Source organism: Chimaeribacter californicus, assembly GCF_002858675.1.
Lineage (GTDB): Bacteria > Pseudomonadota > Gammaproteobacteria > Enterobacterales > Enterobacteriaceae > Chimaeribacter > Chimaeribacter californicus.
The window spans coordinates 83535-108313 of sequence record NZ_PJZF01000016.1 but is presented as its reverse complement, the minus strand read 5'-3'; the positions used below and the strand labels follow the sequence as shown (position 1 = coordinate 108313).

At 59.6% G+C, this 24779-nt stretch carries 20 protein-coding genes; 11 read left to right on the top strand and 9 right to left on the bottom strand.

Annotation, left to right across the window (positions count from 1 at the left end; genetic code table 11):
* Positions 1 to 81 precede the first annotated feature (81 nt).
* The 4 genes from argH to argC form a co-directional block, all read right to left on the bottom strand.
* Positions 82 to 1455 (bottom strand): argininosuccinate lyase, encoded by a 1374-nt coding sequence (argH, locus tag CYR55_RS16870; RefSeq protein WP_101817523.1) that lies wholly within the window; start codon positions 1453 to 1455, stop codon positions 82 to 84.
* Between the two features lie 99 nt (positions 1456 to 1554).
* Complete coding sequence (locus tag CYR55_RS16865; RefSeq protein ID WP_101817522.1) at positions 1555 to 2769, bottom strand: argininosuccinate synthase; 1215 nt, start codon at positions 2767 to 2769, stop codon at positions 1555 to 1557.
* A gap of 47 nt (positions 2770 to 2816) precedes the next feature.
* Positions 2817 to 3593, bottom strand: coding sequence for an acetylglutamate kinase (gene argB, locus CYR55_RS16860; protein ID WP_175580814.1), 777 nt, complete (start codon positions 3591 to 3593; stop codon positions 2817 to 2819).
* A 72-nt stretch (positions 3594 to 3665) separates the two neighbouring features.
* Positions 3666 to 4670, bottom strand: a complete 1005-nt coding sequence (gene argC, locus CYR55_RS16855) for an N-acetyl-gamma-glutamyl-phosphate reductase (RefSeq protein ID WP_101817521.1) — start codon at positions 4668 to 4670, stop codon at positions 3666 to 3668.
* 214 nt (positions 4671 to 4884) lie between these two features.
* Here argC and argE point away from each other — a divergent pair, with 214 nt between their 5' ends.
* Positions 4885 to 6036 (top strand): acetylornithine deacetylase, encoded by a 1152-nt coding sequence (gene argE / locus CYR55_RS16850; RefSeq protein ID WP_101817520.1) that lies wholly within the window; start codon positions 4885 to 4887, stop codon positions 6034 to 6036.
* Positions 6037 to 6263: 227 nt separating this feature from the next.
* Complete coding sequence (ppc, locus tag CYR55_RS16845; RefSeq protein ID WP_101817519.1) at positions 6264 to 8900, top strand: phosphoenolpyruvate carboxylase; 2637 nt, start codon at positions 6264 to 6266, stop codon at positions 8898 to 8900.
* Between the two features lie 110 nt (positions 8901 to 9010).
* On the opposite strand, the gene metF is transcribed toward ppc, so the two are convergent.
* The 3 genes from metF to metB all read right to left on the bottom strand — a co-directional run bounded on the left by metF (position 9011) and on the right by metB (position 13804).
* Positions 9011 to 9919 carry a methylenetetrahydrofolate reductase gene (gene metF, locus CYR55_RS16840; protein WP_101817518.1) on the bottom strand — a complete coding sequence of 303 codons (909 nt, stop codon included), beginning with the start codon at positions 9917 to 9919 and terminating at the stop codon, positions 9011 to 9013.
* A gap of 286 nt (positions 9920 to 10205) precedes the next feature.
* Positions 10206 to 12641 (bottom strand): bifunctional aspartate kinase/homoserine dehydrogenase II, encoded by a 2436-nt coding sequence (locus CYR55_RS16835; RefSeq protein WP_101817517.1) that lies wholly within the window; start codon positions 12639 to 12641, stop codon positions 10206 to 10208.
* Between the two features lie 2 nt (positions 12642 to 12643).
* The gene (gene metB / locus CYR55_RS16830; protein ID WP_101817516.1) at positions 12644 to 13804 is read right to left on the bottom strand and encodes a cystathionine gamma-synthase; all 1161 of its coding nucleotides are present in this window, start codon (positions 13802 to 13804) and stop codon (positions 12644 to 12646) included.
* A gap of 347 nt (positions 13805 to 14151) precedes the next feature.
* Between metB and metJ the strand changes: the two genes are divergently transcribed.
* The gene (gene metJ / locus CYR55_RS16825; protein ID WP_072931608.1) at positions 14152 to 14469 is read left to right on the top strand and encodes a met regulon transcriptional regulator MetJ; all 318 of its coding nucleotides are present in this window, start codon (positions 14152 to 14154) and stop codon (positions 14467 to 14469) included.
* A 124-nt stretch (positions 14470 to 14593) separates the two neighbouring features.
* Here metJ and rpmE read toward each other — a convergent pair whose 3' ends face one another.
* Positions 14594 to 14809 (bottom strand): 50S ribosomal protein L31, encoded by a 216-nt coding sequence (gene rpmE, locus CYR55_RS16820; protein ID WP_072931606.1) that lies wholly within the window; start codon positions 14807 to 14809, stop codon positions 14594 to 14596.
* Positions 14810 to 15015: 206 nt separating this feature from the next.
* On the opposite strand from rpmE, the gene priA reads away from it, so the two are divergent.
* The 7 genes from priA (at position 15016) to rraA (ending at position 23031) form a co-directional block, all read left to right on the top strand.
* Positions 15016 to 17214: a primosomal protein N' gene (gene priA, locus CYR55_RS16815; RefSeq protein WP_101817515.1), complete on the top strand. Its 2199-nt coding sequence runs from the start codon at positions 15016 to 15018 to the stop codon at positions 17212 to 17214.
* Between the two features lie 287 nt (positions 17215 to 17501).
* Entirely contained in the window at positions 17502 to 18530 is a 1029-nt protein-coding gene (gene cytR, locus CYR55_RS16810) for a DNA-binding transcriptional regulator CytR (protein WP_101817514.1), read from the top strand.
* 65 nt (positions 18531 to 18595) lie between these two features.
* On the top strand, positions 18596 to 19441 hold the full coding sequence (gene ftsN, locus CYR55_RS16805; RefSeq protein WP_101817513.1) for a cell division protein FtsN: 846 nt from the start codon (positions 18596 to 18598) through the stop codon (positions 19439 to 19441).
* A 99-nt stretch (positions 19442 to 19540) separates the two neighbouring features.
* Positions 19541 to 20071 (top strand): ATP-dependent protease subunit HslV, encoded by a 531-nt coding sequence (gene hslV / locus CYR55_RS16800; protein WP_072931598.1) that lies wholly within the window; start codon positions 19541 to 19543, stop codon positions 20069 to 20071.
* Positions 20072 to 20092: 21 nt separating this feature from the next.
* On the top strand, positions 20093 to 21436 hold the full coding sequence (gene hslU, locus CYR55_RS16795) for an HslU--HslV peptidase ATPase subunit (RefSeq protein ID WP_101817539.1): 1344 nt from the start codon (positions 20093 to 20095) through the stop codon (positions 21434 to 21436).
* Between the two features lie 85 nt (positions 21437 to 21521).
* On the top strand, positions 21522 to 22445 hold the full coding sequence (locus tag CYR55_RS16790; protein WP_101817512.1) for a 1,4-dihydroxy-2-naphthoate polyprenyltransferase: 924 nt from the start codon (positions 21522 to 21524) through the stop codon (positions 22443 to 22445).
* A gap of 100 nt (positions 22446 to 22545) precedes the next feature.
* Positions 22546 to 23031: a ribonuclease E activity regulator RraA gene (gene rraA / locus CYR55_RS16785; protein WP_101817511.1), complete on the top strand. Its 486-nt coding sequence runs from the start codon at positions 22546 to 22548 to the stop codon at positions 23029 to 23031.
* Positions 23032 to 23134: 103 nt separating this feature from the next.
* On the opposite strand, the gene zapB is transcribed toward rraA, so the two are convergent.
* Positions 23135 to 23374 (bottom strand): septal ring assembly protein ZapB, encoded by a 240-nt coding sequence (zapB, locus tag CYR55_RS16780; RefSeq protein WP_072931591.1) that lies wholly within the window; start codon positions 23372 to 23374, stop codon positions 23135 to 23137.
* A 549-nt stretch (positions 23375 to 23923) separates the two neighbouring features.
* On the opposite strand from zapB, the gene CYR55_RS16775 reads away from it, so the two are divergent.
* A complete protein-coding gene (locus tag CYR55_RS16775; RefSeq protein WP_101817510.1) occupies positions 23924 to 24769 on the top strand; it encodes an MIP/aquaporin family protein in 846 nt (281 codons plus the stop codon).
* The last annotated feature ends 10 nt before the right edge of the window (positions 24770 to 24779 follow it).

The window sequence follows — 24779 nt, the reverse complement described above, 5'->3', positions numbered from 1 at the left end:
CCCTTTTTATCAGCGTAATAAAACCCAGGAGCCGGATGGCTCCTGGGTTTTTTGTTTACGGCACACACCCACCATGGCGCTCTACGCTAACCGCTGTTTCGCCTCGGTGATGGCGTTTGCCACCTGATGCGGTGACACGCCGCCTTTGGCGTCACGTTTATCCAGACAGGATTGCAGTGACAGGATTGGGTAGACATCGTCGCCAATCACGCTGCTGAACGTCTGTAACGTTGCCAGCGGCAACGCTTCCAGCGCCACACCCTGGTTAATGGCTTCCACCACCGCCGCGCCGACAATATGGTGCGCCTCGCGGAACGGAATGCCTTTCGCCACCAGATAATCTGCCAGCTCCGTGGCATTGGCGTAACCCTGCTCCGCCGCTTCCTGCGTGCGGGCGCGTTTCACCTTGATGCCGTCCAGCACCAGCGCTGCCATGTTCAGGCAGTCAAACCAGGTTTCCAGCGCGTCAAACAGCCCTTCTTTGTCTTCCTGCATGTCCTTGTTGTAGGCCAGCGGCAGCCCTTTCATGGTCATCATCATGCCGGTCAGCGCACCCTGTACCCGGCCGCTTTTACCGCGGATCAGTTCCAGCGCGTCGGGGTTTTTCTTCTGCGGCATCAGTGACGAGCCGGAGGTCACGCGGTCTGACAGCTCCACAAAGCCCGCCTCGCCGGTGTTGAAGAAGATCAGATCTTCGGCAAAGCGCGACAGGTGCACCATGCTGATGGCCGCATTTGACAGCAGCTCCAGCACGTGGTCACGGTCAGAGACGCTGTCCAGGCTGTTACGGGTGGCAGAAGCGAACCCGAGCCAGCCCGCCAGTTGCTCCCGGTCAATCGGGTAAGCGGTGCCGGCCAGCGCGCCACAACCCAGCGGGCTGACGTCCAGCCGCGTCAGGGTGTCACGCAGGCGGCTTTCATCCCGCGCCAGCATCTCGACATAGGCCATGCACCAGTGGGCAAAGGTCACCGGCTGCGCGCGTTGCAGGTGGGTATACCCCGGCATCACCGCATCCTGATTGGCCTCGGCGGTCGCCACCAGCGCCTGTTGCAGGTTTTTGAGCGACAGCAGCAGCTCCGCCACCTGCGCTTTGCACCACAGCTTCAGATCGGTCGCGACCTGATCGTTACGGCTGCGGCCGGTGTGCAGCTTCTTGCCGAGGTCGCCCACTTTGTTGATCAGCTTCTGCTCCACCCAGCTATGGATGTCTTCCGCATCGCTTTCGACAATGGCTTCCGGGTTGGCGCGCACCTCGTCCAGCAGAAACATCAGCGCTTCCTCCAGTCGCTGCTGCTCATCCTGCGTCAGCACATTGACCGTGACCAGTGCCTTCGACCAGGCGACAGAGCCGACGATATCCTGTTCGGCCAGCCGGTAATCGAAACGCAGGGAGTCATTGAGTTGTTTGAAACGTTGGTCTGCTGCCTGGGTAAAACGCCCGCCCCAAAGTGCCATAGTGTGCGTCCTTCTGATAAATGCTGTAACTGACAGGGCGCGGTACCGCGCCCTGATAAGAATGGGTGCCTGTCCGGGCCGCCGGGCGGCCCGTGGCGATTACTGCTTTTTCGCGTTCAGCGCACGGATGCGGGAAGAGAGCGAGAACAGGCGGATGAAGCCGCCGGCGTGGCTATGGTCATACACTTCATCTTCACCAAAGGTCGCGAACTCTTCGGAGTAGAGGCTGTTAGCAGATTTTTTCTGGATAGCGGTAGCGGTGCCTTTGTAGAGTTTCACCACCACTTCACCGTTCACCTCTTCGGCCAGCGCTTCTGCCGCTGCCTGGATGGACTGGCGCAGCGGGGCGAACCAGCGGCCGTCATACACCACGTAGGACATCTCGTGGCCCAGTTGTTCACGCCATTTGAAGCTGTCACGGTCCAGTACCAGCTGTTCCACACCGCGCAGTGCCGCCATCATGATGGTGCCGCCCGGGGTTTCGTAGCAGCCGCGGGATTTAATCCCCACCAGACGGTTTTCCACGATGTCGATCCGGCCGACGCCATGTTTCACGCCCAGTTTGTTCAGCGCTTCCAGGCACTGGTATGGGCTGAGCGCCTCGCCGTTCACCGCCACTACGCGGCCTTTTTCCACGGTAACCGTGACCAGTTCGGCGGCGTCCGGGGCTTCTTCCGGGTCAACTGTCCAGGCCCAGCAATCTTTGTTCGCGGCATTCCATGGGCTTTCCAGCACGCCACCTTCGGTGGAGATGTGCCAGGCGTTTTCGTCACGGCTGTAGATCTTCTCCAGCGATGCGGTGGTCGGGATGTCACGCTCTTTCAGGTAAGCCAGCAGCGCCTCACGGGAACGCAGGTCCCACTCACGCCACGGTGCCACCACTTTCAGCTCCGGGGCCAGGGCGGTGTAGGTGGTTTCGAAACGCACCTGATCGTTACCTTTGCCGGTTGCGCCGTGGCACAGGGCATCCGCGCCGACTTTCAGTGCCAGTTCCACCTGCGCTTTCGCAATCAGCGGGCGCGCCATTGAGGTGCCCAGCAGGTAGCTGCCTTCGTAGAGGGCGCCGGTTTGCAGCACCGGGTAAACGTAGTCTTTGATGAATTCTTCACGCAGGTCGACCACATGGCACTCAGAGGCACCGGTACGCAGCGCTTTCTGCTCAATCCCTTCCAGATCGCTGCGCTCCTGGCCGATATCGGCGACGAAAGCCACCACTTCGCAGTCATAGTTCTCTTTCAGCCATGGAATGATGGCTGAGGTGTCCAGACCGCCGGAGTAAGCCAGAACGATTTTCTTGATGCCTTTAGTTTGCATGATGATGTCCTTGATACAGATTCAGTAAATTCAGTAAAAACCCGGCATTACGCCAGGATGCGTGTGCCGATGGCCACGCCGTTAAACAGGGCAGGTAATTTCTCTGCATTACGCCAGCTGGCGATATCCACCGGCCGGCCAAGGGTGCGGGCGGCGTCCAGCGCGGCGTTAACTTTCACGACCATGCCGTCGGTGATGATGCCCTGCGCGATCAGCTGTTCCGCTTTCTCCGCCGTCATCTCCGCGATGCGCTGGCCTTTACCGTCCAGGATGCCGCTGACGTCAGAGAGCAGAATCAGATCCGCGCCCAGGGTTTCTGCCAGCGCAGTGGCAGCCTGATCCGCATTGACGTTCATCAGTTCGCCCCCGGCCGTAATGCCGATGGAGCTGATGATCGGCAGGTAACCGGCGCCCAGCAGGGTGTTCAGCAGGGAAGCGTTGCCGGGGGTCGCTTTGCCGACGTGGCCCAGCTCTTCATCAAACTGCGCCACGTTTACCGTGTTGCCGTCAGCCAGGCTCAGGCCCACGGCGTTAAGGTTGTTTTTGATCGCCCAGGCCAGCAGGGTTTTGTTGGCGGTGCCCGCCAGCGCCCCGGTGATGATGTCGATCTGGTCAGCGGGCGTGACGCGCAGGCCGTGCTTTTTCACTACCGGCAGCGAGAGCTTTCTCATCAGCTCATCCACCAGGAAGCCGCCGCCATGCACAATGATCAGCGGGCGCTGGTGTTCCTGACGGTAAGCCACCAGTGCGCCAAACAGGCGTTCCAGCGCCTCTTCGCTGTCGAGCAGCACACCGCCCAGCTTGATAATTAACGGATTCATCATGTTCACGCCTCACCCTGTTGAAATCTTGACTCGAATGTTTAGCAGACGCCGCCCACCGGCCGCGCCGGAGAATTACAGCAGCGACTGGGTTTCCGGGAACCCGAAGCGCAGATTCATGCATTGCACCGCCTGTGCGGAGGCCCCTTTCAGCAGGTTGTCCTCGGTGGCGACTACAATCAGGTGCTCGCCCTGCACGGCAAAGCCAATGTCGCAGAACGGCAGGCCGACCACATCTTTCAGCGCCGGCACCCCCTCGCGGTAGAGGCGCACCAGCGGTTTGTCGTGGTAGGCGTTGTGGAACGCTTCCGCCACATCCTGCGCCGTCACGCCTGCATTCAGACGGCAGGTGATGGTTTCCAGGATGCCGCGCGGGAAGTTTGCCAGGTGCGAGGTGAAGATCACCGGCGTGCCCAGATGGGCGACAATTTCAGGATGGTGGCGATGGTTAAAGATGCCGTAAGGCTGAAGGCTGACTTCGCAGACGCTGCTTTTCAGGCTGGCCTTGCGCCCGGCACCGCTGACGCCGCTGGTGGCGTTGATCACCGGCCACTGGTCGGTATTCAGCAGGTTGTTGTCGAGCAGCGGCTTCAGCGCCAGCTGGGCCGCCGTCGGGTAGCAGCCCGGCACGGCGATCAGTTTCGCGTCGGCCAGGGCGCCTGCCTGCCATTCAGCCAGCCCGTACACGGCTTTCTCCAGCCATTCCGGGTGCTGGTGCTCAAAGCCATAGAAATCGGTGTAGAAGGCGGCGTCACGCACCCGGAACGCGCCGGAGAGGTCAAACACCACGCAACCGGCCGCCAGGAATTGCGGGGCCAGATCGTGGCTGACGGCGTGGGCCGTCGCGAGGAACACCACATCAACGCCGTTGGCGGCCTCGGCCACGTTCTCCAGCGGCAGCACCGGCAGATCGATAATCCCTTTCAACTGGGGATGCAGCTCGTCGAGCCGTTTTCCTGCATCTGCACTTTGCGCTGAAACCATCAAACCGGTTATGTTCATATGCGGGTGACGATTCAGGTAGGTCGCAAGTTCCGCACCGGCATAGCCGCTGGCACCAACTATCAGCGTATTCAACATGGGTTCCGCTCACCTTCTTAGTGGATGACTGACGCGCGCGTCAGGCGTAACAGGTTACCGGGCTTATCAGCGTGCTTTGCCGTTCACCCACGGGACTGAGCAGTTCATTTTTTCGCCAGGGCCGTTACCGGTTCCTTTCTGCTCTGCCTTACTGTATTTTTATTCAAAATAAATGCATGAATATTGATACTATCCTAACTAAGGGCTGTCAACAGTGAAGATGAAATTACCTCCTTTTATTGAGCTATACCGGGCGCTGATCGCCATGCCATCCATCAGCGCCACCGACAGCGCGCTCGACCAGAGTAATGAAGGATTAATCACTCTGCTCGCCGGTTGGTTCCGCGATCTCGGCTTTAAGGTGGAGATCCAGCCGGTGCCGGATACCCGTAACAAATTCAACATGTTGGCCAGTATCGGCAGCGGCAGCGGCGGCCTGCTGCTGGCCGGGCATACGGACACTGTCCCCTTCGATGACGGCCGCTGGACGCGTGACCCGTTCACGCTGACGGAGCATGAAAACCGGCTCTATGGGCTGGGCACCGCCGACATGAAAGGTTTCTTCGCCTTTATCCTCGATGCGCTGCGTGACATCGACCCCAGCAAACTGAATAAGCCGCTCTATATCCTGGCAACCGCCGATGAAGAGACTTCGATGGCCGGGGCGAGCTATTTTGCGCGTTCCACCACCCTGCGGCCGGACTGCGCCATCATCGGCGAACCGACTTCACTGAAGCCGGTGCGGGCGCACAAAGGGCATATGTCGAACGCCATCCGCATTGAGGGCCAGTCGGGCCACTCCAGCGATCCGTCACGCGGCGTGAATGCGATTGAGCTGATGCACGAATCGATCACCCAACTGATGGGGCTGCGTAACTCGTTGAAAGAGCGCTTCCACCATGACGGCTTCGTCATCCCCTACCCGACGATGAACTTCGGCGCTATCCACGGCGGCGATGCCTCTAACCGCATCTGTGCCTGCTGTGAACTGCACATGGACATCCGCCCGCTGCCGGGGCTGACGCTCTCTGATCTGAATGAGATGCTGAACCTGGCGCTGGAGCCGGTGAGCCAGCGCTGGCCGGGGCGCGTCACCGTGACTGAACTGCACCCGCCGGTGCCCGGCTATGAGTGCCCGGCGGATCATCATTTGGTGCAGGTGGTGGAAAAGCTGCTCGGCACCAAAACCGGGATTGTGAATTACTGTACGGAAGCGCCGTTTATTCAGCAGCTCTGCCCGACGCTGGTGCTTGGCCCCGGCTCCATTGAGCAGGCACACCAGCCGGATGAATACCTGGATATGGCCTTTATCCAGCCGACGCGCACGCTGATCACCCAGGTGGTGCATCACTTCTGCCACGCCTGATGCCGCATAATCAGCCCGGACGGAATTAGCCGGGCTGATACGCAGCGGCCTGTAATTAAATTTCAGCGGTTGAGCGTTTTTAGCAGTAAGAAAATCGCCGCTTTTGCGGTACATATAGAGTGAAGGGCCGTGAGGCTGGTAATACGATGCATTAACAGGGCAGCAATGCCTTTCGGGTGAAAGTTATTTACAAAACATAAAATCACAAGAGAAACAGGTCAGGGTCTATGAACGAACAATATTCTGCAATGCGAAGTAATGTCAGTATGCTCGGCAAGCTGCTCGGTGAAACCATCAAGGAGACACTGGGCGAGCACATTTTGGATCGTGTTGAAACTATCCGTAAGTTATCCAAATCCTCCCGCGCCGGTAATGAGGCGCACCGCCAGCAACTGCTTTCCACACTGCAAAACCTGTCAAATGAGGAGCTGTTGCCGGTTGCACGGGCGTTCAGCCAGTTCCTCAACCTGACCAACACTGCCGAGCAGTATCACAGCATCTCGCCGAACGGCGAAGCGGCCAGCAACCCGGAAGCGCTGGCGCACCTGATCGGCCGTCTGAAAGAGAACAACGTAACGGACGACCAGCTGCGTGACTCGGTGGATAATCTCTCGATTGAACTGGTGCTGACCGCGCACCCGACGGAAATCACCCGCCGCACTTTGATTCACAAAATGGTCGAGGTGAACACCTGCCTCAGCCAGCTCGACCATAACGACCTGGCCGACTACGAGCGCAATAAAATCATGCGCCGCCTGCGCCAGCTGATTGCCCAGTCCTGGCACACTGACGAGATCCGCAAGCATCGCCCATCACCTATCGACGAAGCCAAATGGGGCTTTGCAGTGGTGGAAAATAGCCTGTGGGAAGGGGTGCCTGCGTTCCTGCGTGAGCTCAACGAGCAGCTGGAAAACTCCATTGATTACCGCCTGCCGGTAGACGCCACGCCGATCCGCTTCACCTCCTGGATGGGCGGTGACCGTGACGGCAACCCGAACGTGACCGCGGAGATCACCCGCCGCGCCCTGCTGCTGAGCCGCTGGAAAGCCACCGACCTGTTCCTGCGTGACATCGCGGTGCTGGTCTCGGAGCTGTCGATGTCCGACTGTACGCCGGAACTGCGCGCCCGCGCCGGAGGCGACGAGGTGCTGGAGCCGTACCGCGAAATCATCAAAGGGGTGCGCAGCCAGCTGACCAAAACCCAGGCCTGGCTGGAAGCGAAGCTGAAAGGCGAGCACGCGGTGCGCCCGGACGATCTGCTGGTGCAGAACGAACAGCTATGGGAGCCGCTCTACGCCTGTTACGAGTCGTTGCAGGCCTGCGGCATGGGCATCATCGCCAATGGCCAGTTGCTCGACACGCTGCGCCGCATCCGCTGTTTCGGCGTGCCGCTGGTGCGCATTGACCTGCGTCAGGAGAGCACCCGCCACACCGAGGCCATCGCTGAAATCACCCGTTATCTGGGGCTGGGCGATTATGAAAGCTGGTCAGAGCCGGACAAGCAAGCGTTCCTGATCCGCGAGCTGAACTCCAAGCGCCCACTGGTGCCGCGCAACTGGGAGCCGAGCGAAGAGACCAAAGAGGTGCTCGACACCTGCCAAGTGGCAGCGGAAGCGCCGGAAGGCTCGATTGCCGCCTATGTGATTTCTATGGCGCGCACGCCGTCTGACGTGCTGGCGGTGCACCTGCTGCTGAAAGAGGCGGGCTGCCCGTTCCCGATGCCGGTCGCCCCGCTGTTTGAAACGCTGGATGACCTGAACAACGCCGATAGCGTGATGACCCAGTTGCTGAGCATCGATTGGTATCGCGGCTATATTCAGGGCAAGCAGATGGTGATGATCGGCTATTCCGACTCTGCCAAAGATGCGGGCGTGATGGCTGCCTCCTGGGCGCAGTACCGCGCACAGGACGCGCTGATCAAAACCTGTGAGAAATCCGGCGTGGCATTGACGCTGTTCCACGGCCGCGGCGGCTCCATCGGCCGTGGGGGTGCACCGGCCCATGCGGCGCTGCTGTCACAACCGCCGGGCAGCCTGAAAGGCGGCCTGCGCGTCACCGAGCAGGGCGAAATGATCCGCTTCAAATTCGGCCTGCCGGAAGTCACCATCAGCAGCCTGGCGCTCTATACCGGCGCGATCCTCGAAGCGAACCTGCTGCCGCCGCCGGAACCGAAACCGGAATGGCGCCGCATCATGGATCTGCTCTCGGACGTCTCCTGCTCCATGTACCGCGGCTACGTGCGCGAAAACCCGGACTTCGTGCCCTACTTCCGCGCGGCCACGCCAGAGCTGGAGCTGGGCAAACTGCCGCTGGGTTCCCGCCCGGCCAAGCGCCGCCCCAACGGCGGTGTTGAGTCGCTGCGCGCCATTCCCTGGATCTTCGCCTGGACGCAGAACCGCCTGATGCTGCCGGCCTGGCTGGGTGCCGGTGCCGCACTGCAAAAAGCGGTGGAAGAAGGGAATCAGGACGAGCTGGAAACCATGTGCCGCGACTGGCCATTCTTCTCCACCCGCATCGGGATGCTGGAAATGGTGTATGCCAAGGCTGACCTGTGGCTGGCCGAGTATTACGATCAGCGGCTGGTGGACAAGTCACTGTGGCCGCTGGGCAAACAGCTGCGCGATCAGCTGGCCAGCGACATCAACGTGGTCTTGCGGATCGCCAATGACGATCACCTGATGGCCGATCTGCCGTGGATTGCCGAATCCATCGCGCTGCGCAACGTCTACACCGACCCGCTGAACGTATTGCAGGCCGAATTGCTGCACCGCTCACGCCAGCAGGAAGAACCAGACCCGCAGGTGGAACAGGCGCTGATGGTAACCATCGCCGGCGTTGCCGCCGGGATGCGCAACACCGGCTGATACCCGCAAAAAGCACAAGGGCACCTGCGGGTGCCCTTTTTTATGGCGATCGTTTTTAGCGCGGGAAAGGCATAAAAAAGGCCGCTTCAGCGGCCTTACAGGAAGAGGAATCAGGCGTGAACCGGGGCCGCCGTGCCGGGGCGGATGCCCAGCGTATGGCAGATGGCGTAACTCATCTCCGCCCGGTTCAGGGTGTAGAAGTGGAAATCTTTCACCCCTTCCCGGCTCAGGATTTTCACCATGTCCATCGCGATATTCGCCCCGACCATTTTGCGCGTTTCGGCGTCATCATCCAGCCCTTCAAACATGCTGATCATCCACTGCGGCACCCGTACGTTGGTCATGGTGGCGAAACGTTGCAACTGCTTAAAGTTGGAGACCGGCAGAATGCCCGGCACGATTTCCACATCAATCCCCGCGGTCACGCAGCGGTCACGGAAGCGCAGATAGCTCTCGACATCAAAGAAGAACTGGGTGATGGCGCGGTTGGCGCCGGCATCAATTTTGCGCTTCAGGTTAATCAGGTCAGCCTGCGCGCTTTTGGCTTCCGGGTGCACTTCCGGGTAGGCGGCGACTGAAATATCAAAATCCCCCACTTCTTTCAGCAACGCGACCAGATCGGTGGCGTACATCTCTGGTTTACCGCTGCCCGGCGGCAGATCGCCCCGCAGGGCCACGATATGGCGGATACCGCTGTGCCAGTAATCGTGGGCAATCTGGCGCAGCTCGTCACGCGTAGCGTCGATGCAGGTCAGGTGCGGGGCGGCTTCCAGCCCGGTGCGCTCTTTGATGCCCTTGATGATGCTGTGGGTGCGGTCACGTTCGCCGGAGTTGGCACCGTAAGTCACAGAGACAAATTTCGGTTTCAGGCTGCTGAGTCGGTCAATGGAACGCCACAGGGTATCTTCCATTTCGCTGGTGCGCGGCGGGAAGAACTCAAAGGAGACATTAAACTGGCCATGCAGTTCGGCCAGACTCTGGTTCAGCGCGTCCCGCTGGTTTGCGTGGAAAAAACTCATACCCTACCTCATCAGTCACTGCGTGGTTGTTATAGACACATTGGTGTTATAGACACGGTGTTGTTATAGACACGTTATTTTTATTGGCGATATAGGATTTGCTTCGCCTGATAAGCGTCTAGACGTCTAAACGTTTAGATAGAAAATGACGGAGATCGGCCAAAGAGTCAACTAAATATTATTTACCTTCCGTGAGTAATCTTCACCCAGAATGAGAAAAATTCAAGCAGGAAACGCAGCAGGCGGGAAAGGCCTTCTGCCGGGGCGGCAGAAGGCATTGAAAGGCTTAGAGAAGGCGGGCCAGGCGGTTGAGATCAGATTGAAGCGCCCCGGCGGTGACGTCACGCCCCGCGCCCGGCCCGCGGATCACCAGCGGGTTATCACGGTACCAGCGGCTCTCAATCGCGAAAACGTTGTCGCACGGCAGCAGCGCGGCCAGCGGGTGATCCGGGCGTACCGCTTCCACACCGACGCGGGCCTTGCCGTTGGCATCGAACCGCGCCACATAACGCAGCACCAGCCCCATCTCGTTGGCCGCTTCCAGACGTTGCACCATCTGCTCGTTCAGCGCCTCGCCATCTTCAAAGAACTGATCCACGCTGCCCTGAATGCAGTGGGCCGGCACCAGTGACTCAACCCGTACCTGATTCGGCTCGATGTCATAGCCCGCTTCACGCGCCAGGATCACCAGCTTGCGCATCACATCCTGGCCTGCCAGATCCACGCGTGGGTCCGGCTCCGTCAGCCCCTGTTGCCACGCCTGATCCACCAGCTCGGTAAAGGGCACCGTGCCGTCAAATTGCAGGAACAGCCAGGAGAGCGTACCGGAGAAAATGCCGCTGATTGCAAGAATGGTATCGCCGCTGTCACGCAGGTCACGCACCGTGTGGTTGACGGGCAAGCCTGCGCCGACAGTGGCGTTATAGAGCCAGTGGCTGCCGGTTTTGGCGAAGGCGTCACGGATCTGGCGATAATTATCGCCGGCGGAGGCCCCGGCCAGTTTATTGGCGCTGATGACATGGAAACCGTAGCTGGCGAAATCCAGATACTGCTCAGCCAGGTTTTCACTCGCCGTGACATCCAGCACCACCAGATCATCAAACGGGTGGGCGCGCATCCACAGGAACAGCGACTCCTCATCCTGCTCACGCGCTTCGTCGTCAAAGAAGGCCAGCGCCCGGCTGGCGTCCAGCCCGTCATAGCTCAGCAGGCTGCGGCGGCTGTCCACCACCCCGGCCAGTACAAACTCAAACCCACTGCGCGCCGAGAGGTTTTTCTGTTCGCGGGCGAACAGCTCCAGCCAGCGCGAGCCAATGTTGCCTTTGCCGAACAGCATCAGGCCGATGCATTTTTCCGCGCGGAACAGCGTCTGGTGCAGGCCCTGGATCAGGTGTTCCGTCGGGCCGACGCGCAGCACCGCCACCAGGCTGATGCCGTCTTCCGCCTGCCAGATGAACTCCACCGGCTGATCTTTCAGCTCCTGATAGAAACGGTGGCTGTGCAGCGGGTTTTTGCATACGCCGGCGCCCACCAGCGCCACCAGCGCCAGCTTTTCACGCAGGTGAAGCTGGCCGGGCAGCCCGGCATCTTCCAGCGCCCGCAGGGCACTGCCGACGACTTCGGCCGTATAGCAGAGTTGCAGCAGGTTGCGGTCAGGGTGTACGCCGGTGGCCAGCGGCCGGATCTGGGCACGATTAAGCACCCGATCCACCTCTTTCTGTGCCAGCACAAAGTCATGCTGCGGCGGAATAGTAAATTCAATCAGGCAGATATCGTCGTGGCTGGTAACGATTTTCGCGCCGGTGCCGGAGGCCAGCACACGCTCAATACGCGTCGAGCCCTGCTCCGGCTGGTAGCTGCAACGCAGTTGCAGATCGATATCGCTGCCGGAAACCGGCTGTAGGGTTCGGGCGTGCAGCACCGGTGCCGCCAGGCGGGCCAGCTCGCTGGCCTCATCCAGCCGCAGCAGCGGCAGCAGGCAGGCATCTTTCACTTTGCGCGGGTCAGCGCTATACACCCCGGCCACGTCGCTCCAGATGGTGACGCGGCTGACACCGGCCAGCGCGCCAATCTGGGTAGCGGAGTAGTCACTGCCGTTACGGCCGAGCAGCACGGTTTCACCGGCATCGTTGCGGCAGATAAAGCCGGTCACCACCAGATATTTATGCGGGTGCTGCGCCAGCAATTGTTGCAACAGCGGGTAGGAGCGGCCTTCATCGACCTGCGGCTGGGCGCTGCGCTCCGCCCGCAGGAAATCACGCGCGTCAAGCCAGGCAGCCTGGTAGTCAAGTTTGTTGAGCACGGCCGCCATCAGGCGCGCAGACCAGATCTCACCATGGCCCACCACTTCGGCATAGACGGCGTCAGTCAGCGGGGCGTCCAGCAATACGGCCAGACGCTCCAGATCGTGAATGAATTGGGTAATCAGCGGCTCAGCCAGTTCCGGCGGTAACAGACCGGCGATCAGCTCGCTCTGGTAACGGCGCAACGTCTGCTGCACCTGATGCGCCGACAGGCGATCGCTCTGGCTCAGCTTCAGCCAGCTGATCAGCTGGTTGGTGGTGCTGCCTGCTGCCGACACCACCATCATGTCGCCCGGCTTGCCATACTCCGCCATGATCCCAGCGACGCGCAGATAACACTTCACATCGGCCAGACTGCTGCCGCCGAATTTGTGCAACTGCCGGCTCCCCGCCGGCGCTGCTACCGCAATTGCATTCATGCTTACCTCGTTGCCGCCGCCTGGAAAGCCTGTTCCAGATCGGCAATCAAATCTTCACTGTCTTCCAGACCCACGGAAACCCGCAACAGGCTGTCGGAAATACCGGCCGCCTTGCGCGCCTCCGGTGCCATGCCCGCGTGGGTCATGGTTGCGGTATGGGAAATCAGGCTCTCTACCCCGCCCAGCGACTCCGCCAGCGTGAACAGTTTCAGGGCTTTCAGGAAGCGGCGCAGGATCTGCTCGTCGCCATCCAGTTCAAAACTCAGCATCGCGCCGAAACCGGCCTGCTGGCGGCAGGCGATCTCATGGCCGGCATTGTCCGGCAGGGAAGGATGATACAGCTTTTTCACCTGCGGCTGCTGCGCTAAATAGTCAACAATCGCCAGCGCGTTGCTCTGTTGTTGTTTGATGCGCGGTGACAGGGTGCGCAGGCCGCGCAACAGCAGGTAGCTGTCAAAAGCCGCGCCGGTGACGCCGATGTTGTTGGCCCACCAGGCCAGCTCCGTCGCCAGCGCCGGGTCTTTGGCGATCACCGCACCGGCCACCACATCAGAGTGGCCGTTCAGGTATTTGGTGCAGGAGTGCACCACCAGATCTGCGCCCAGGGCCAGCGGCTGTTGCAGCGCCGGGCTAAGGAAGGTGTTATCCACCACGGTGACCGCACCGGCCGCCCGCGATGCCTCACAGATGGCGGCAATGTCCACCACGCGCAACAGCGGGTTGCTCGGTGTTTCAATCAGCACCAGCTTCGGTTTTTCCTGTAATGCGTCTGCCAGCGCGGCGGCGTCACCCTGATCGACAAACCGCACGCGGTACGCGCCGCGTTTGCTCAGGCTGTCGAACAGGCGGTAGCTGCCGCCATAACAGTCATGCGGGGCCACCAGCAGATCGCCGGGTTTCAGGAACACGGTACACACCAGATGAATTGCTGACATCCCGCTGCTGGTCATGACTGCACCGGCACCGCCCTCCAGGTCTGCCAGCGCGCGTTGCACCACATCACGCGACGGGTTGCCGCGGCGCGAGTAGTCGTGGGCGCGTGGTTCGTTGAAATCCGTGAAGTTATAGGTGCTGGACAGGTGGATGGGGGGAACAACACAGCCATATTGCTCGTCATCGTTCAGGCCGCTGCGTACGGCGATGGTTGCTTGCTTATGCGTCATGTGGTCTCTCCCTGACGGGATGCTGGGGGTTTAGGGCCTAAAGATTAATCGCATCGAGAATAGACGTCAATACATCTGGACATCTAAACTTCTTTGCGTATAGATTGAGCAGAGCCACAATACCCGCTAAAATTATAGCGTTTTCAAATATGAGTAACCTGTCAGGCAGGTTGCATCCCCATTGCGTGGGTGAAGGAATACTGTTGACCGGTTACACCGGCATGTCAGTGAGGTTGCTCCGGTATCGGAGATTTTTATCAAGATTGATTTAGTGAGAACAGTGAAGATCGGGCATAATCAGCCGGTTTTTAGAATTTTATATTTTTCCGACAAATTTAAGGTGTCCCATGGCTGAGTGGAACGGCGAATATGTCAGCCCATACGCTGAACACGGTAAAAAAAGCGAGCAGGTTAAAAAAATCACGGTCTCTATCCCGCTGAAAGTGCTCAAGATTCTGACGGATGAACGGACACGTCGCCAGGTAAACAACCTGCGCCACGCCACCAACAGCGAGCTGTTGTGTGAGGCGTTCCTGCATGCCTTTACCGGCCAGCCGCTGCCGAATGATGCTGACCTGCGCAAAGAACGCAGTGATGAGATCCCGGAAGAAGCGAAAGTGATGATGCGCGAAATGGGTGTGGATCCCGATACCTGGGAATATTAAGCGGGGCGGTGGGCGGTGCCCGCCGTGTTGCGGTGTTTATTCAGACATGCAAAAAACCAGAAACGCAAAACCCAGAAATGCAAAAAGGCGCCCAAAGGCGCCTTTTTCGTCGTACGGGCAGTAATTACTTCTTAGCGCCCGGTACGCTGAAACGCTTGTTGAAGCGGTCAACACGACCACCGGTAGCCACGTCACGTTGCTTACCAGTATAGAACGGGTGGCATGCGCTGCACACGTCCAGGTTCAGATCGTGACCCATAGTGGAACGGGTTTTGATCACGTTACCGCAAGTACAAGTGATGGTAACGAAATCGTATTTTGGGTGGATACCTTGTTTCATGGGAAAACCTCAGTTAAGGCCGCGTCGCTATCCAGCCCTGTTTTGCCAGACACCACGCGTAGTGGATAAAGTTAGGTTTTGATACATCAAAATGTATCAAAGGCGGCGAATCATACAGAAACCCATCGGCCGATGCAAACGCATCCACACATTTTGAGGCACACAGTGTACACTATTCCGACATTTTTTAACAGTCCGGACACCTGATGCCTGTCGTTCATACCGCCCTGCCCGTCCCCCTCAACCGCACTTTTGACTATCTGCTGCCTGACGGCCTGCCGCCGGTGGTGCCCGGCGCACGCATCACGGTGCCGTTCGGCAAGCGTCAGGTGGTGGGCGTGGCGGTGGGGGTCAGTGAGCAGAGCGAACTGCCGCGTGACCAGCTTAAACCGGTGGCAGAGGTGCTCGACAACCACAGCCTGTTCAGCCCACTGATGTGGCGGATGCTGCACTGGGCCGCCGGGTATTACCACTTCCCGCTCGGTGAGGTGCTGTTCCATGCGCTGCCGGTGCTGTTGCGCCAGGGAAAGGCAGCTGACCTGCCGCCGCGCTGGCAGTGGTTCGCCACTGAACAAGGCCGGGTGACGCCGCCTGACAGCCTGAAGCGGGCACGCAAACAGCAGCAGGCGCTGGCTGCGCTGTTGCAGGGGCCGGTCTGGCGTGATGCGGTGGCTGACCTTGAGCTGACTGACCCGGCGCTTCAGGCGCTGCGCGCCAAAGGGCTGGCTGACCTGCGCGCGCAGGCGGCAGAGGTGGCGGACTGGCGGCCGGGCTTTGAAGTGCTGGGCGAACGGTTGCGGCTGAACACCGAGCAGGCCACCGCCGTGGGGGCGATCCGCAGTGAGGATGACCATTTCGCTGCCTGGCTGCTGGCAGGGGTGACCGGCTCCGGTAAAACCGAAGTCTACCTCAGCGTACTGGAGAATATCCTCGCTGCCGGCAAGCAGGCGCTGGTGATGGTGCCGGAAATCGGCTTGACGCCGCAAACCATCGCCCGCTTCCGCGAGCGTTTCAGCGCGCCGGTAGAGGTGCTGCACTCCGGCCTGAATGACAGCGAGCGGCTGGCCGTGTGGCTGCGGGCGCGTAACGGCGAGGCGGCGATCGTCATCGGCACACGTTCTTCGCTGTTTACCCCGTTTGCGCGGCTCGGCGTCATCATCATCGATGAGGAGCATGACAGCTCCTATAAACAGCAGGAAGGCTGGCGCTACCATGCGCGCGATCTGGCGGTGTACCGCGCCCATGCGGAAGATGTGCCGATCGTCATGGGGTCCGCCACCCCGGCGCTGGAGACGCTGCACAATGTCCAGACCGGCAAATACCGCCAGCTCACCCTGGCACGCCGTGCCGGTAATGCGCGCCCGGCCTCCCAGCACCTGCTGGATTTAAAAGGGTTGCCGCTGAAAGCGGGCCTCTCCCAGCCGCTCCTGAAAAGGATGCGTGAACACCTGGCGGCGGACAACCAGGTCATGCTGTTCCTTAACCGGCGCGGCTACGCCCCGGCCCTGCTCTGCCATGAGTGCGGCTGGATTGCCGAATGCCAGCGCTGTGACCACTACTACACTCTGCACCAGCACCTGCGGCAGTTGCGTTGCCACCACTGCGACAGCCAGCGGCGCGTGCCGTACCAGTGCCCGCAATGCGGCTCCACGCAACTGATGCCGGTGGGCGTCGGCACCGAGCAACTGGAGCACGAGCTGGCGCCGCTGTTCCCGGAGACGCCGATCACCCGCATCGACCGCGACACCACCAGCCGTAAAGGCGCGCTGGAGCAGCACCTGGCAGATGTTCACCGCGGCGGCGCGCGCATCCTGATCGGCACCCAGATGCTGGCGAAGGGTCACCACTTCCCGGATGTCACACTGGTCTCGCTGCTGGACGTGGACGGCGCGCTTTTTTCCGGGGATTTCCACTCGGCGGAGCGCTTTGCCCAGCTCTATACCCAGGTTTCCGGCCGTGCCGGGCGCGCGGGCAAACAGGGCGAGGTGATTTTGCAGACCCACCACCCGGAACACCCGCTGTTGCAGATTCTGCTGCGCGAAGGGTATGACGCCTTTGCCCGCCAGACGCTGGCCGAGCGCAAAAGCGTGTTTTTGCCGCCCTTTACCAGCCATATCCTGATCCGCGCCGAAGATCAGGATAACCAGCTGGCGGCCCAGTTCCTCCAGCAGTTGCGCACCCTGTTTGAGGCCAGCCCGCTGCGTGAGGAGGCGCTCTGGATCCTCGGCCCGGTGCCGGCGCTGCAACCCAAGCGCGGCGGGCGGTTCCGCTGGCAATTGCTGTTGCAGCACCCGACGCGCCGCCTGCTCCAGCGCCTGATGACAGATTCCCAGACCCTGATCGCGGCCCTGCCGCTGTCACGTAAGGTCAAGTGGACGGTGGATGTTGACCCTATCGACGGCTGACCGCAGAACGATAACCCTGCGGTGGAAAAAAGCTACCGGCCAGTGCCGGAGTTGGGTAGCACATCGAAAAAGTCTTCACTGCTCACACTTTTCATGCAAATTAGGTAATAAATCCTAACCACAATCTGTTTAGAATGTGGTTAGGTATGCACCCAAAACAGATACGCTGTCAGCCTCAGGGAACCAGGCATGTACCACCAAATGACACGTTGCCTGCCGACAATGGCTCAGCATCATGATTTTCCAGGTAGTGGCACCGGCCTGCCGCCTGTGCAAGGAGAGACGCGTTGGAATTAAAAAAAGAAATACCGATGGCGACCATGAAGGACGTTGCCGAGATGGCCGGTGTATCCACCGCCACTGTGTCGCGCGCCCTCATGAACCCCGAAAAAGTCTCCGCCCCGACCCGGCAAAAGGTTGAACAGGCGGTACTGGCTGTCGGCTATTCCCCCCACGCCCTCTCCCGCAACATCAAACGCAGTGAATCCCGTACGATTCTGGTGATTGTCCCGGACATCAGCGACCCGTTCTTTGCCGATGTGATCCAGGGCGTGGAGCGCACCGCAGCGGAAAATGGTTACCTGGTGCTGATTGGTGACTGCGCCCAGCAGCAGCAGGAGGAGCGCACCTTCATTAACCTGATCATCACCAAGCAGATTGACGGGATGCTGCTGCTCGGCTCCAACCTGCCGTTCGATGCCAGCAAAGAGGAGCAGCGCAACCTGCCGCCGATGGTGATGGCCAATGAGTTCGCGCCCGAGCTGGAGCTGCCGACCGTACACATTGACAACCTGACCGCCGCGTTTGAGGCAGTACACTACCTGCACCGCCTCGGGCACCAGCGCATCGCCTGCATTGCCGGGCCGGAAAAAATGCCGCTGTGCCATTACCGGCTGCAAGGCTATATTCAGGCGCTGCGCCGCAATAACCTGCCGGTGGAGAGCCACTATATTGTGCGCGGGGACTTCAGCTACGAAGCCGGCGCGCAGGCGCTGGGCACGCTGATGGCGTTGCCGAAACCACCAACCGCCATCTTCTGCCATAACGACATCATGGCGATGGGCGCACTCTCCCAGGCGAAAAAACTGGGCCTGCGTGTGCCTTACGATGTGTCGCTGGTCGGCTTTGATGACATCAAACTCTGCCAGTACAGTGACCCACCACTGACCACAGTGGCCCAGCCGCGGTTCCAGCTCGGGCGCCAGGCGATGCTGCTATTGCTTGAACAGTTGCAGGGTCATGCGGTACAAAGCGGCTCACGGCTGCTCGACAGTGAATTGGTGGTTCGCGGCAGCACCGCAGCGCCTAAGCGCTAGTCAAACATTTTAGGGTTCAGTAACATGACCGACTTCATTCTTCATCACGACACAGCGAAACGATAGTGGCACAGAGAGACTATGTAAGCCGTGGGCGCGCAGGAGCGCGGCGGAAAGCCCCCGGCCGGAAGAAAAAAAGCAGTTCTCCGGGTATCTCCAAAACGATGGTGGCACTGGCCGTCGCGGTTCTGGTGACATTTATCGGTGGCCTCTATTTCATCACGCACAATAAGTCAGAGGATGCGGCACCGCTGCTGCCGGCGCACCCTGCCCATCCGGGCAACGGATTGCCGCCGAAGCCGGAAGAGCGCTGGCGTTACATCAAAGAGCTGGAAAACCGGCAGATCGGCGTGCAGTCCCCGACGGAACCTACCGCCGGCGGTGAAGTGAAATCGCAGACGGAACTGACGCCGGAGCAGCGCCAGTTGCTGGAACAGATGCAGGCCGACATGCGCCAGCAGCCGACGCAGCTCTCTGAGGTGCCGTATAACGATCCGTCCCAGAGCACGCACACCCCGGCCACCACCCGGATGCCGCCGGTGACCAACAGCCTGCCGCGCCAGCAGCCGGTACAGCCGCAGCCGCCGAAAACCGTGCCGCGCCCCCAAAGCGCGCCGGTGCAGCCTGCAGCGCCGGTCACAGCGGTGCAGCCGAAGGCAGAGAAGCCGAAAGAGAAAGAGAAGCCCCAGCGCTGGATGGTGCAGTGCGGTTCCTTCCGCACCGGCGACCAGGCGGAGTCTATCCGTGCGCAGCTGGCCTTTGAGGGCATTGAAAGCCGCATCACCGCCAATGGCGGCTGGAACCGCGTGGTGCTCGGGCCTTACAGCTCCCGTGCTGCGGCGGATAAGTCTTTACAGCGCCTGCGCGGCGTAGGTATGTCCGGCTGCATTCCCCTTGCAGCCGGGGGTTGAAAAGCCACAATCCTCCCCCATCTCTATTCTCAATATGCCCCGGACCGGTGTTGATGCCCCGGTCCGGGGATCTTTTCTGACTGCAACGAGGGTTTGCTCGTGACAACAATTGTAAGTGTGCGCCGTAATGGCCAGGTCGTAATTGGTGGCGATGGCCAGGCAACCCTGGGAAATACCGTCATGAAGGGCAACGTGCGTAAAGTGCGCCGTCTGTACAATGACAAAGTGATTGCCGGTTTTGCCGGCGGCACCGCCGATGCGTTTACCCTGTTTGAACTGTTTGAGCGCAAACTTGAAATGCACCAGGGCCATCTGGTCAAAGCGGCCGTGGAGCTGGCGAAAGACTGGCGTACTGACCGTATGCTGCGCCGCCTGGAAGCCCTGCTGGCCGTGGCGGACGAGAATGCATCGCTGATCATCACCGGGAACGGTGACGTGATCCAGCCTGAGAATGATTTGATTGCCATTGGTTCCGGCGGCCCTTACGCCCAATCAGCGGCCCGCGCCCTGCTGGAAAATACCGAGCTGGGTGCCCGTGACATCGTGGAAAAATCCCTGGGTATTGCAGGTGATATCTGCATCTATACCAACCAATTCCATACTATTGAAGAATTGCCTTCCAAAGCGTAAGGACCGAATACTATGTCTACCATGACCCAACGGTCTGAAATGACCCCACGCGAGATTGTCAGCGAGCTGGACAGCTACATCATCGGCCAGGACAAAGCAAAGCGTGCCGTTGCCATCGCCCTGCGTAACCGCTGGCGCCGGATGCAGCTGGATGAAGCGCTGCGCCATGAAGTCACCCCGAAAAACATTCTGATGATAGGCCCCACCGGTGTCGGTAAAACCGAAATTGCCCGTCGCCTGGCGAAACTGGCCAATGCGCCGTTCATCAAAGTTGAAGCCACCAAGTTCACCGAAGTGGGCTATGTGGGTAAAGAAGTGGATTCCATCATCCGCGATCTGACCGATGCCGCCGTGAAAATGGTGCGCCTGCAATCGATCGACAAAAACCGCCACCGCGCGGAAGAACTGGCGGAAGACCGCATCCTGGATGTGCTGGTGCCGCCGGCGAAAAACAACTGGGGCGTGCCGGATGAGCACCAGGAGCCGTCCGCCGCGCGTCAGGCATTCCGCAAGAAACTGCGTGAAGGCCAGCTTGACGACAAAGAGATCGAAATCGATCTGGCGGCTGCGCCGATGGGCGTTGAAATCATGGCACCTCCGGGCATGGAAGAGATGACCAACCAGCTTCAGTCCATGTTCCAGAACCTGGCCGGCCAGAAGCAGAAACCACGCAAAATCAAGATCAAAGAAGCCTTCAAGCTGCTGGTCGAAGAGGAAGCGGCGAAACTGGTGAACCCGGAAGAGCTGAAAGAGCAGGCGATTGAAGCGGTTGAGCAGCACGGCATCGTGTTTATCGATGAGATCGACAAAATCTGTAAGCGCGGCGGCCAGGGCTCCGGCCCGGATGTCTCCCGTGAAGGCGTACAGCGTGACCTGCTGCCGCTGGTGGAAGGCTGCACCGTCTCCACCAAGCACGGCATGGTGAAAACCGACCACATCCTGTTCATCGCGTCCGGCGCGTTCCAGACGGCCAGCCCGGCTGACCTGATCCCGGAACTGCAGGGTCGCCTGCCGATCCGCGTGGAGCTTCAGGCGCTGTCGACCAGCGATTTCGAACGCATCCTCACCGAGCCAAGTGCTTCGCTGACCGAGCAGTATAAAGCGCTGATGGCGACAGAAGGCGTGACGGTCTCCTTTACCGAAGACGGCATCCGCCGTATCGCTGAAGCGGCCTGGCAGGTCAATGAAACCACCGAAAACATCGGTGCGCGCCGCCTGCACACAGTGCTTGAGCGTCTGATGGAAGATATCTCCTATGACGCGAGCGAGAAAAGCGGTGAAGCGTTCTCTATTGATGCGGACTACGTCGGGAAACACCTGGATCAGCTGGTGGCCGATGAAGATTTGAGCCGTTTTATCCTGTAATTCGCGTCCATAATCCCATACTATTTGCAGGGAGGCTTCGGCCTCCCTGTTTTTTTATGGTATTCCCTCCGGACAAAAGCGAATCATGAGCGAACAATGTTATACCTCCCCAGGCCGGGCCTGGCTGGAAAGCCTGCGGCCGCGCACCCTGCCGCTGGCTTTCGCCTCCATTGTGGCCGGCTCGGCGATTGCCGCCTGGCACCACAGTTTCCACCCGGCCATTGCCTTGCTGGCGCTGCTGACCGCCGGTCTGCTGCAAATTCTTTCCAATCTGGCCAACGATTATGGTGACGCCCTGAAAGGCAGTGATACGCCCGACCGCCTCGGCCCGCTGCGGGGGATGCAAAAAGGCGTGATCACCGCCGGGCAGATGAAACGGGCGCTGATGATTTCCGTGCTGCTGACGCTGCTGTCCGGTATCATGCTTATCGCCGTAGCCTGTGACACCCCGCAGGATGTGCTGGGCTTTGTGCTGCTTGGCCTGCTGTCGATTGCTGCCGCCATCACCTACACCGTGGGGTCGAAACCCTATGGTTACCGCGGGCTGGGGGATGTCTCCGTGCTGACGTTTTTCGGCTGGATCAGCGTCGCCGGCACCTATTACCTGCAAACCCACCGGCTAGACGGCGTGGTATTCCTGCCGGCTACCGCCTGTGGCCTGCTGGCGGCGGCGGTGCTCAACATCAACAACCTGCGGGACATCGACAGCGACAGCGCCAACGGCAAAAACACCCTGGCGGTGCGGCTGGGCGCGCGCAAAGGGCGGTATTACCATGCGCTGCTGCTGGCAGGCGCAGTGCTCTGCTTCGCCCTGTTTGCACTGATTTACCTGCACAGCCCGTGGGGCTGGCTGTTTGTGCTGGCGCTGCCGTTATTACTGCGCCATGGCCGGTTTGTGGTGCGCGAACAACAGGCCGCCGCAATGCGGCCGATGCTGGAACAGATGGTCAAGGCCGCGCTGCTGACCAACGTGCTGTTTGCGCTCGGCGTGGTGCTGAGCATCAGTTAATTCATTCTGGCTGAAGGCAAAGTTAACAATTGATGATTTTGCCAACATCCGCCAGAAAGGGATATACTGGATATTCCTGCATCAACCAGACGTTAATCCTATGAAATACGATACTTCCGAACTGTGCGATATTTATCACGAAGAGGTGAACGTCGTTGAGCCTCTGTTCTCCAATTTTGGCGGGCGTACCTCATTTGGCGGACAGATCACCACCGTGAAATGTTTCGAAGATAACGGCCTGCTTTATGATCTGTTAGAAGAGAATGGCCGCGGCCGGGTGCTGCTGGTTGATGGCGGGGGGTCCGTGCGCCGGGCGTTAATCAATGCCGAGCTGGGGCGCATTGCCACACAGAACGAGTGGGAAGGGCTGGTGATTTACGGCGCGGTGCGTCAGGTGGACGATCTGGCGGAGCTGGACATCGGCATTCAGGCGATGGCTGCCATCCCGGCCGGTGCCGCGGGTGAAGGCATTGGCGAAAGCGATATCCGCGTCAATTTCGGTGGGGTGACGTTCTTCTCCGGCGATCATCTCTATGCGGATAACACCGGGATTATCCTGTCGGAAGACCCGCTGGACATCGAATAACCCGCGTCCGGGGCGTTAACGCCGGGCAACAAAAAGGCACTCTGCGGAGTGCCTTTTTCGTTCTGACTTTACACCCTTGCGGCGTGCGCCGGGTGCGAGGGGATCAGACCTCTTCCATTTTTCCCAGCAGGGCGCGCAGACGATCCTGCCACACATGCTGCTCTTGCTTCAGCTGCTCATTCTCACGCACCAGCATTTCGTGGTGGCTGCCGGCATTCTGAACTTCCTGAGAGAGCGTGTTGTTCTTCTCTTTCAGTTCTTCAATTTCCATTTGCAACAGGGTGATGGTGTCAATCGCCTGCTGAACTTTCGCTTCTAATCTCTCAAAAACTTCAAATGACATTCTTAATTCCTCTTATGTGCGTAAGGCGTACATCTTGTCGTGTCGTCCGCTCCATGGGGAGGCAGAGGCAGCAAAACGGCTTAGTTTTGAAAAACAAGCGCCCTTTTCGAAACGCTGCGGCTGTATCAGCTCGGCGCGCCGCTTGATTAAACCGATTGTATTTAATAAAGCCGATTGTATGTAGCCTGTCTGCCGCTGTCTAGCCACATCCCGGCGTTAACCGGGCGCAGGGGGCCATTTTATTACCGCAGGTTGCCGGAGAAGGGGGGAAAGCGTAAATCGCCCCGCGTTGGCGCCTCAAGCGAAACGGCAAGGTGACCGGTTTACTGATGCGCGATTGGGGTAAAATGGCGAGAAAATAACGCGTATTCGCTCATTTTTATGACACACCACACACATTTTAAGTTCGCTATTTCTCGTTTCTGCTCGTTAACGATAAATTCACATTGTGTTCTCATTTATAAAATGAGCACTTAAGTGAATTAACCTTTGTTACACCACGGCGACCCAACAATAACTTATGAACCTTACCGTCTGTAGGACTTCACTATGAGCCAATTAACCAGCACTACCCTGAAAGGCCAATGTATCGCCGAATTCCTGGGAACCGGCCTGATTATCTTCTTCGGCGCCGGCTGTGTGGCGGCCATGAAACTGGCCGGAGCCAGCTTCGGGCAGTGGGAAATCAGTGTCATCTGGGGCCTGGGCGTGGCGATGGCGGTTTACATGACCGCTGCCATTTCGGGTGCCCACCTCAACCCGGCGATCACCATCGCCCTGTGGCTGTTCGCCTGCTTTGATGGCCGTAAAGTCGCCCCTTACATTGTGGCGCAGGTGGCCGGGGCCTTCTGTGCCGCCGCCCTGGTCTACGGTCTCTATTACAATCTGTTCTTTGTGTATGAACAGGGCCACAATATGATCCGCGGCAGCGTGGAAAGCCTTGACCTGGCGGGCATTTTCTCGACGTACCCTAACCCGCACATCTCGATTTTGCAGGCATTTATTGTGGAAACTGTCATCACTGCCATTCTGGTCTGCCTGATCATGGCACTGACCGATGACGGCAATGGTGTGCCGCGCGGCCCGCTGGCCCCGTTGCTGATTGGTTTACTGATTGCGGTGATCGGTGGCTCTATGGGCCCGCTGACCGGTTTTGCCCTGAACCCAGCGCGTGATTTCGGCCCGAAACTGTTCGCCTTCCTGGCGGGCTGGGGCAAAGTCGCCTTCACCGGCGGCCAAAGCATTCCTTATTTCCTGGTGCCAATCTTTGGCCCACTGGTGGGGGCATCCCTGGGTGCCTTTGGTTACCGCGCCCTGATTGGTCGCCATCTGCCGTGCGAAGTGTGCGTGACAGACGAGAAAGCCGCCCCACAACCTACACAGCGCAAAGCGTAAGCAATAACGC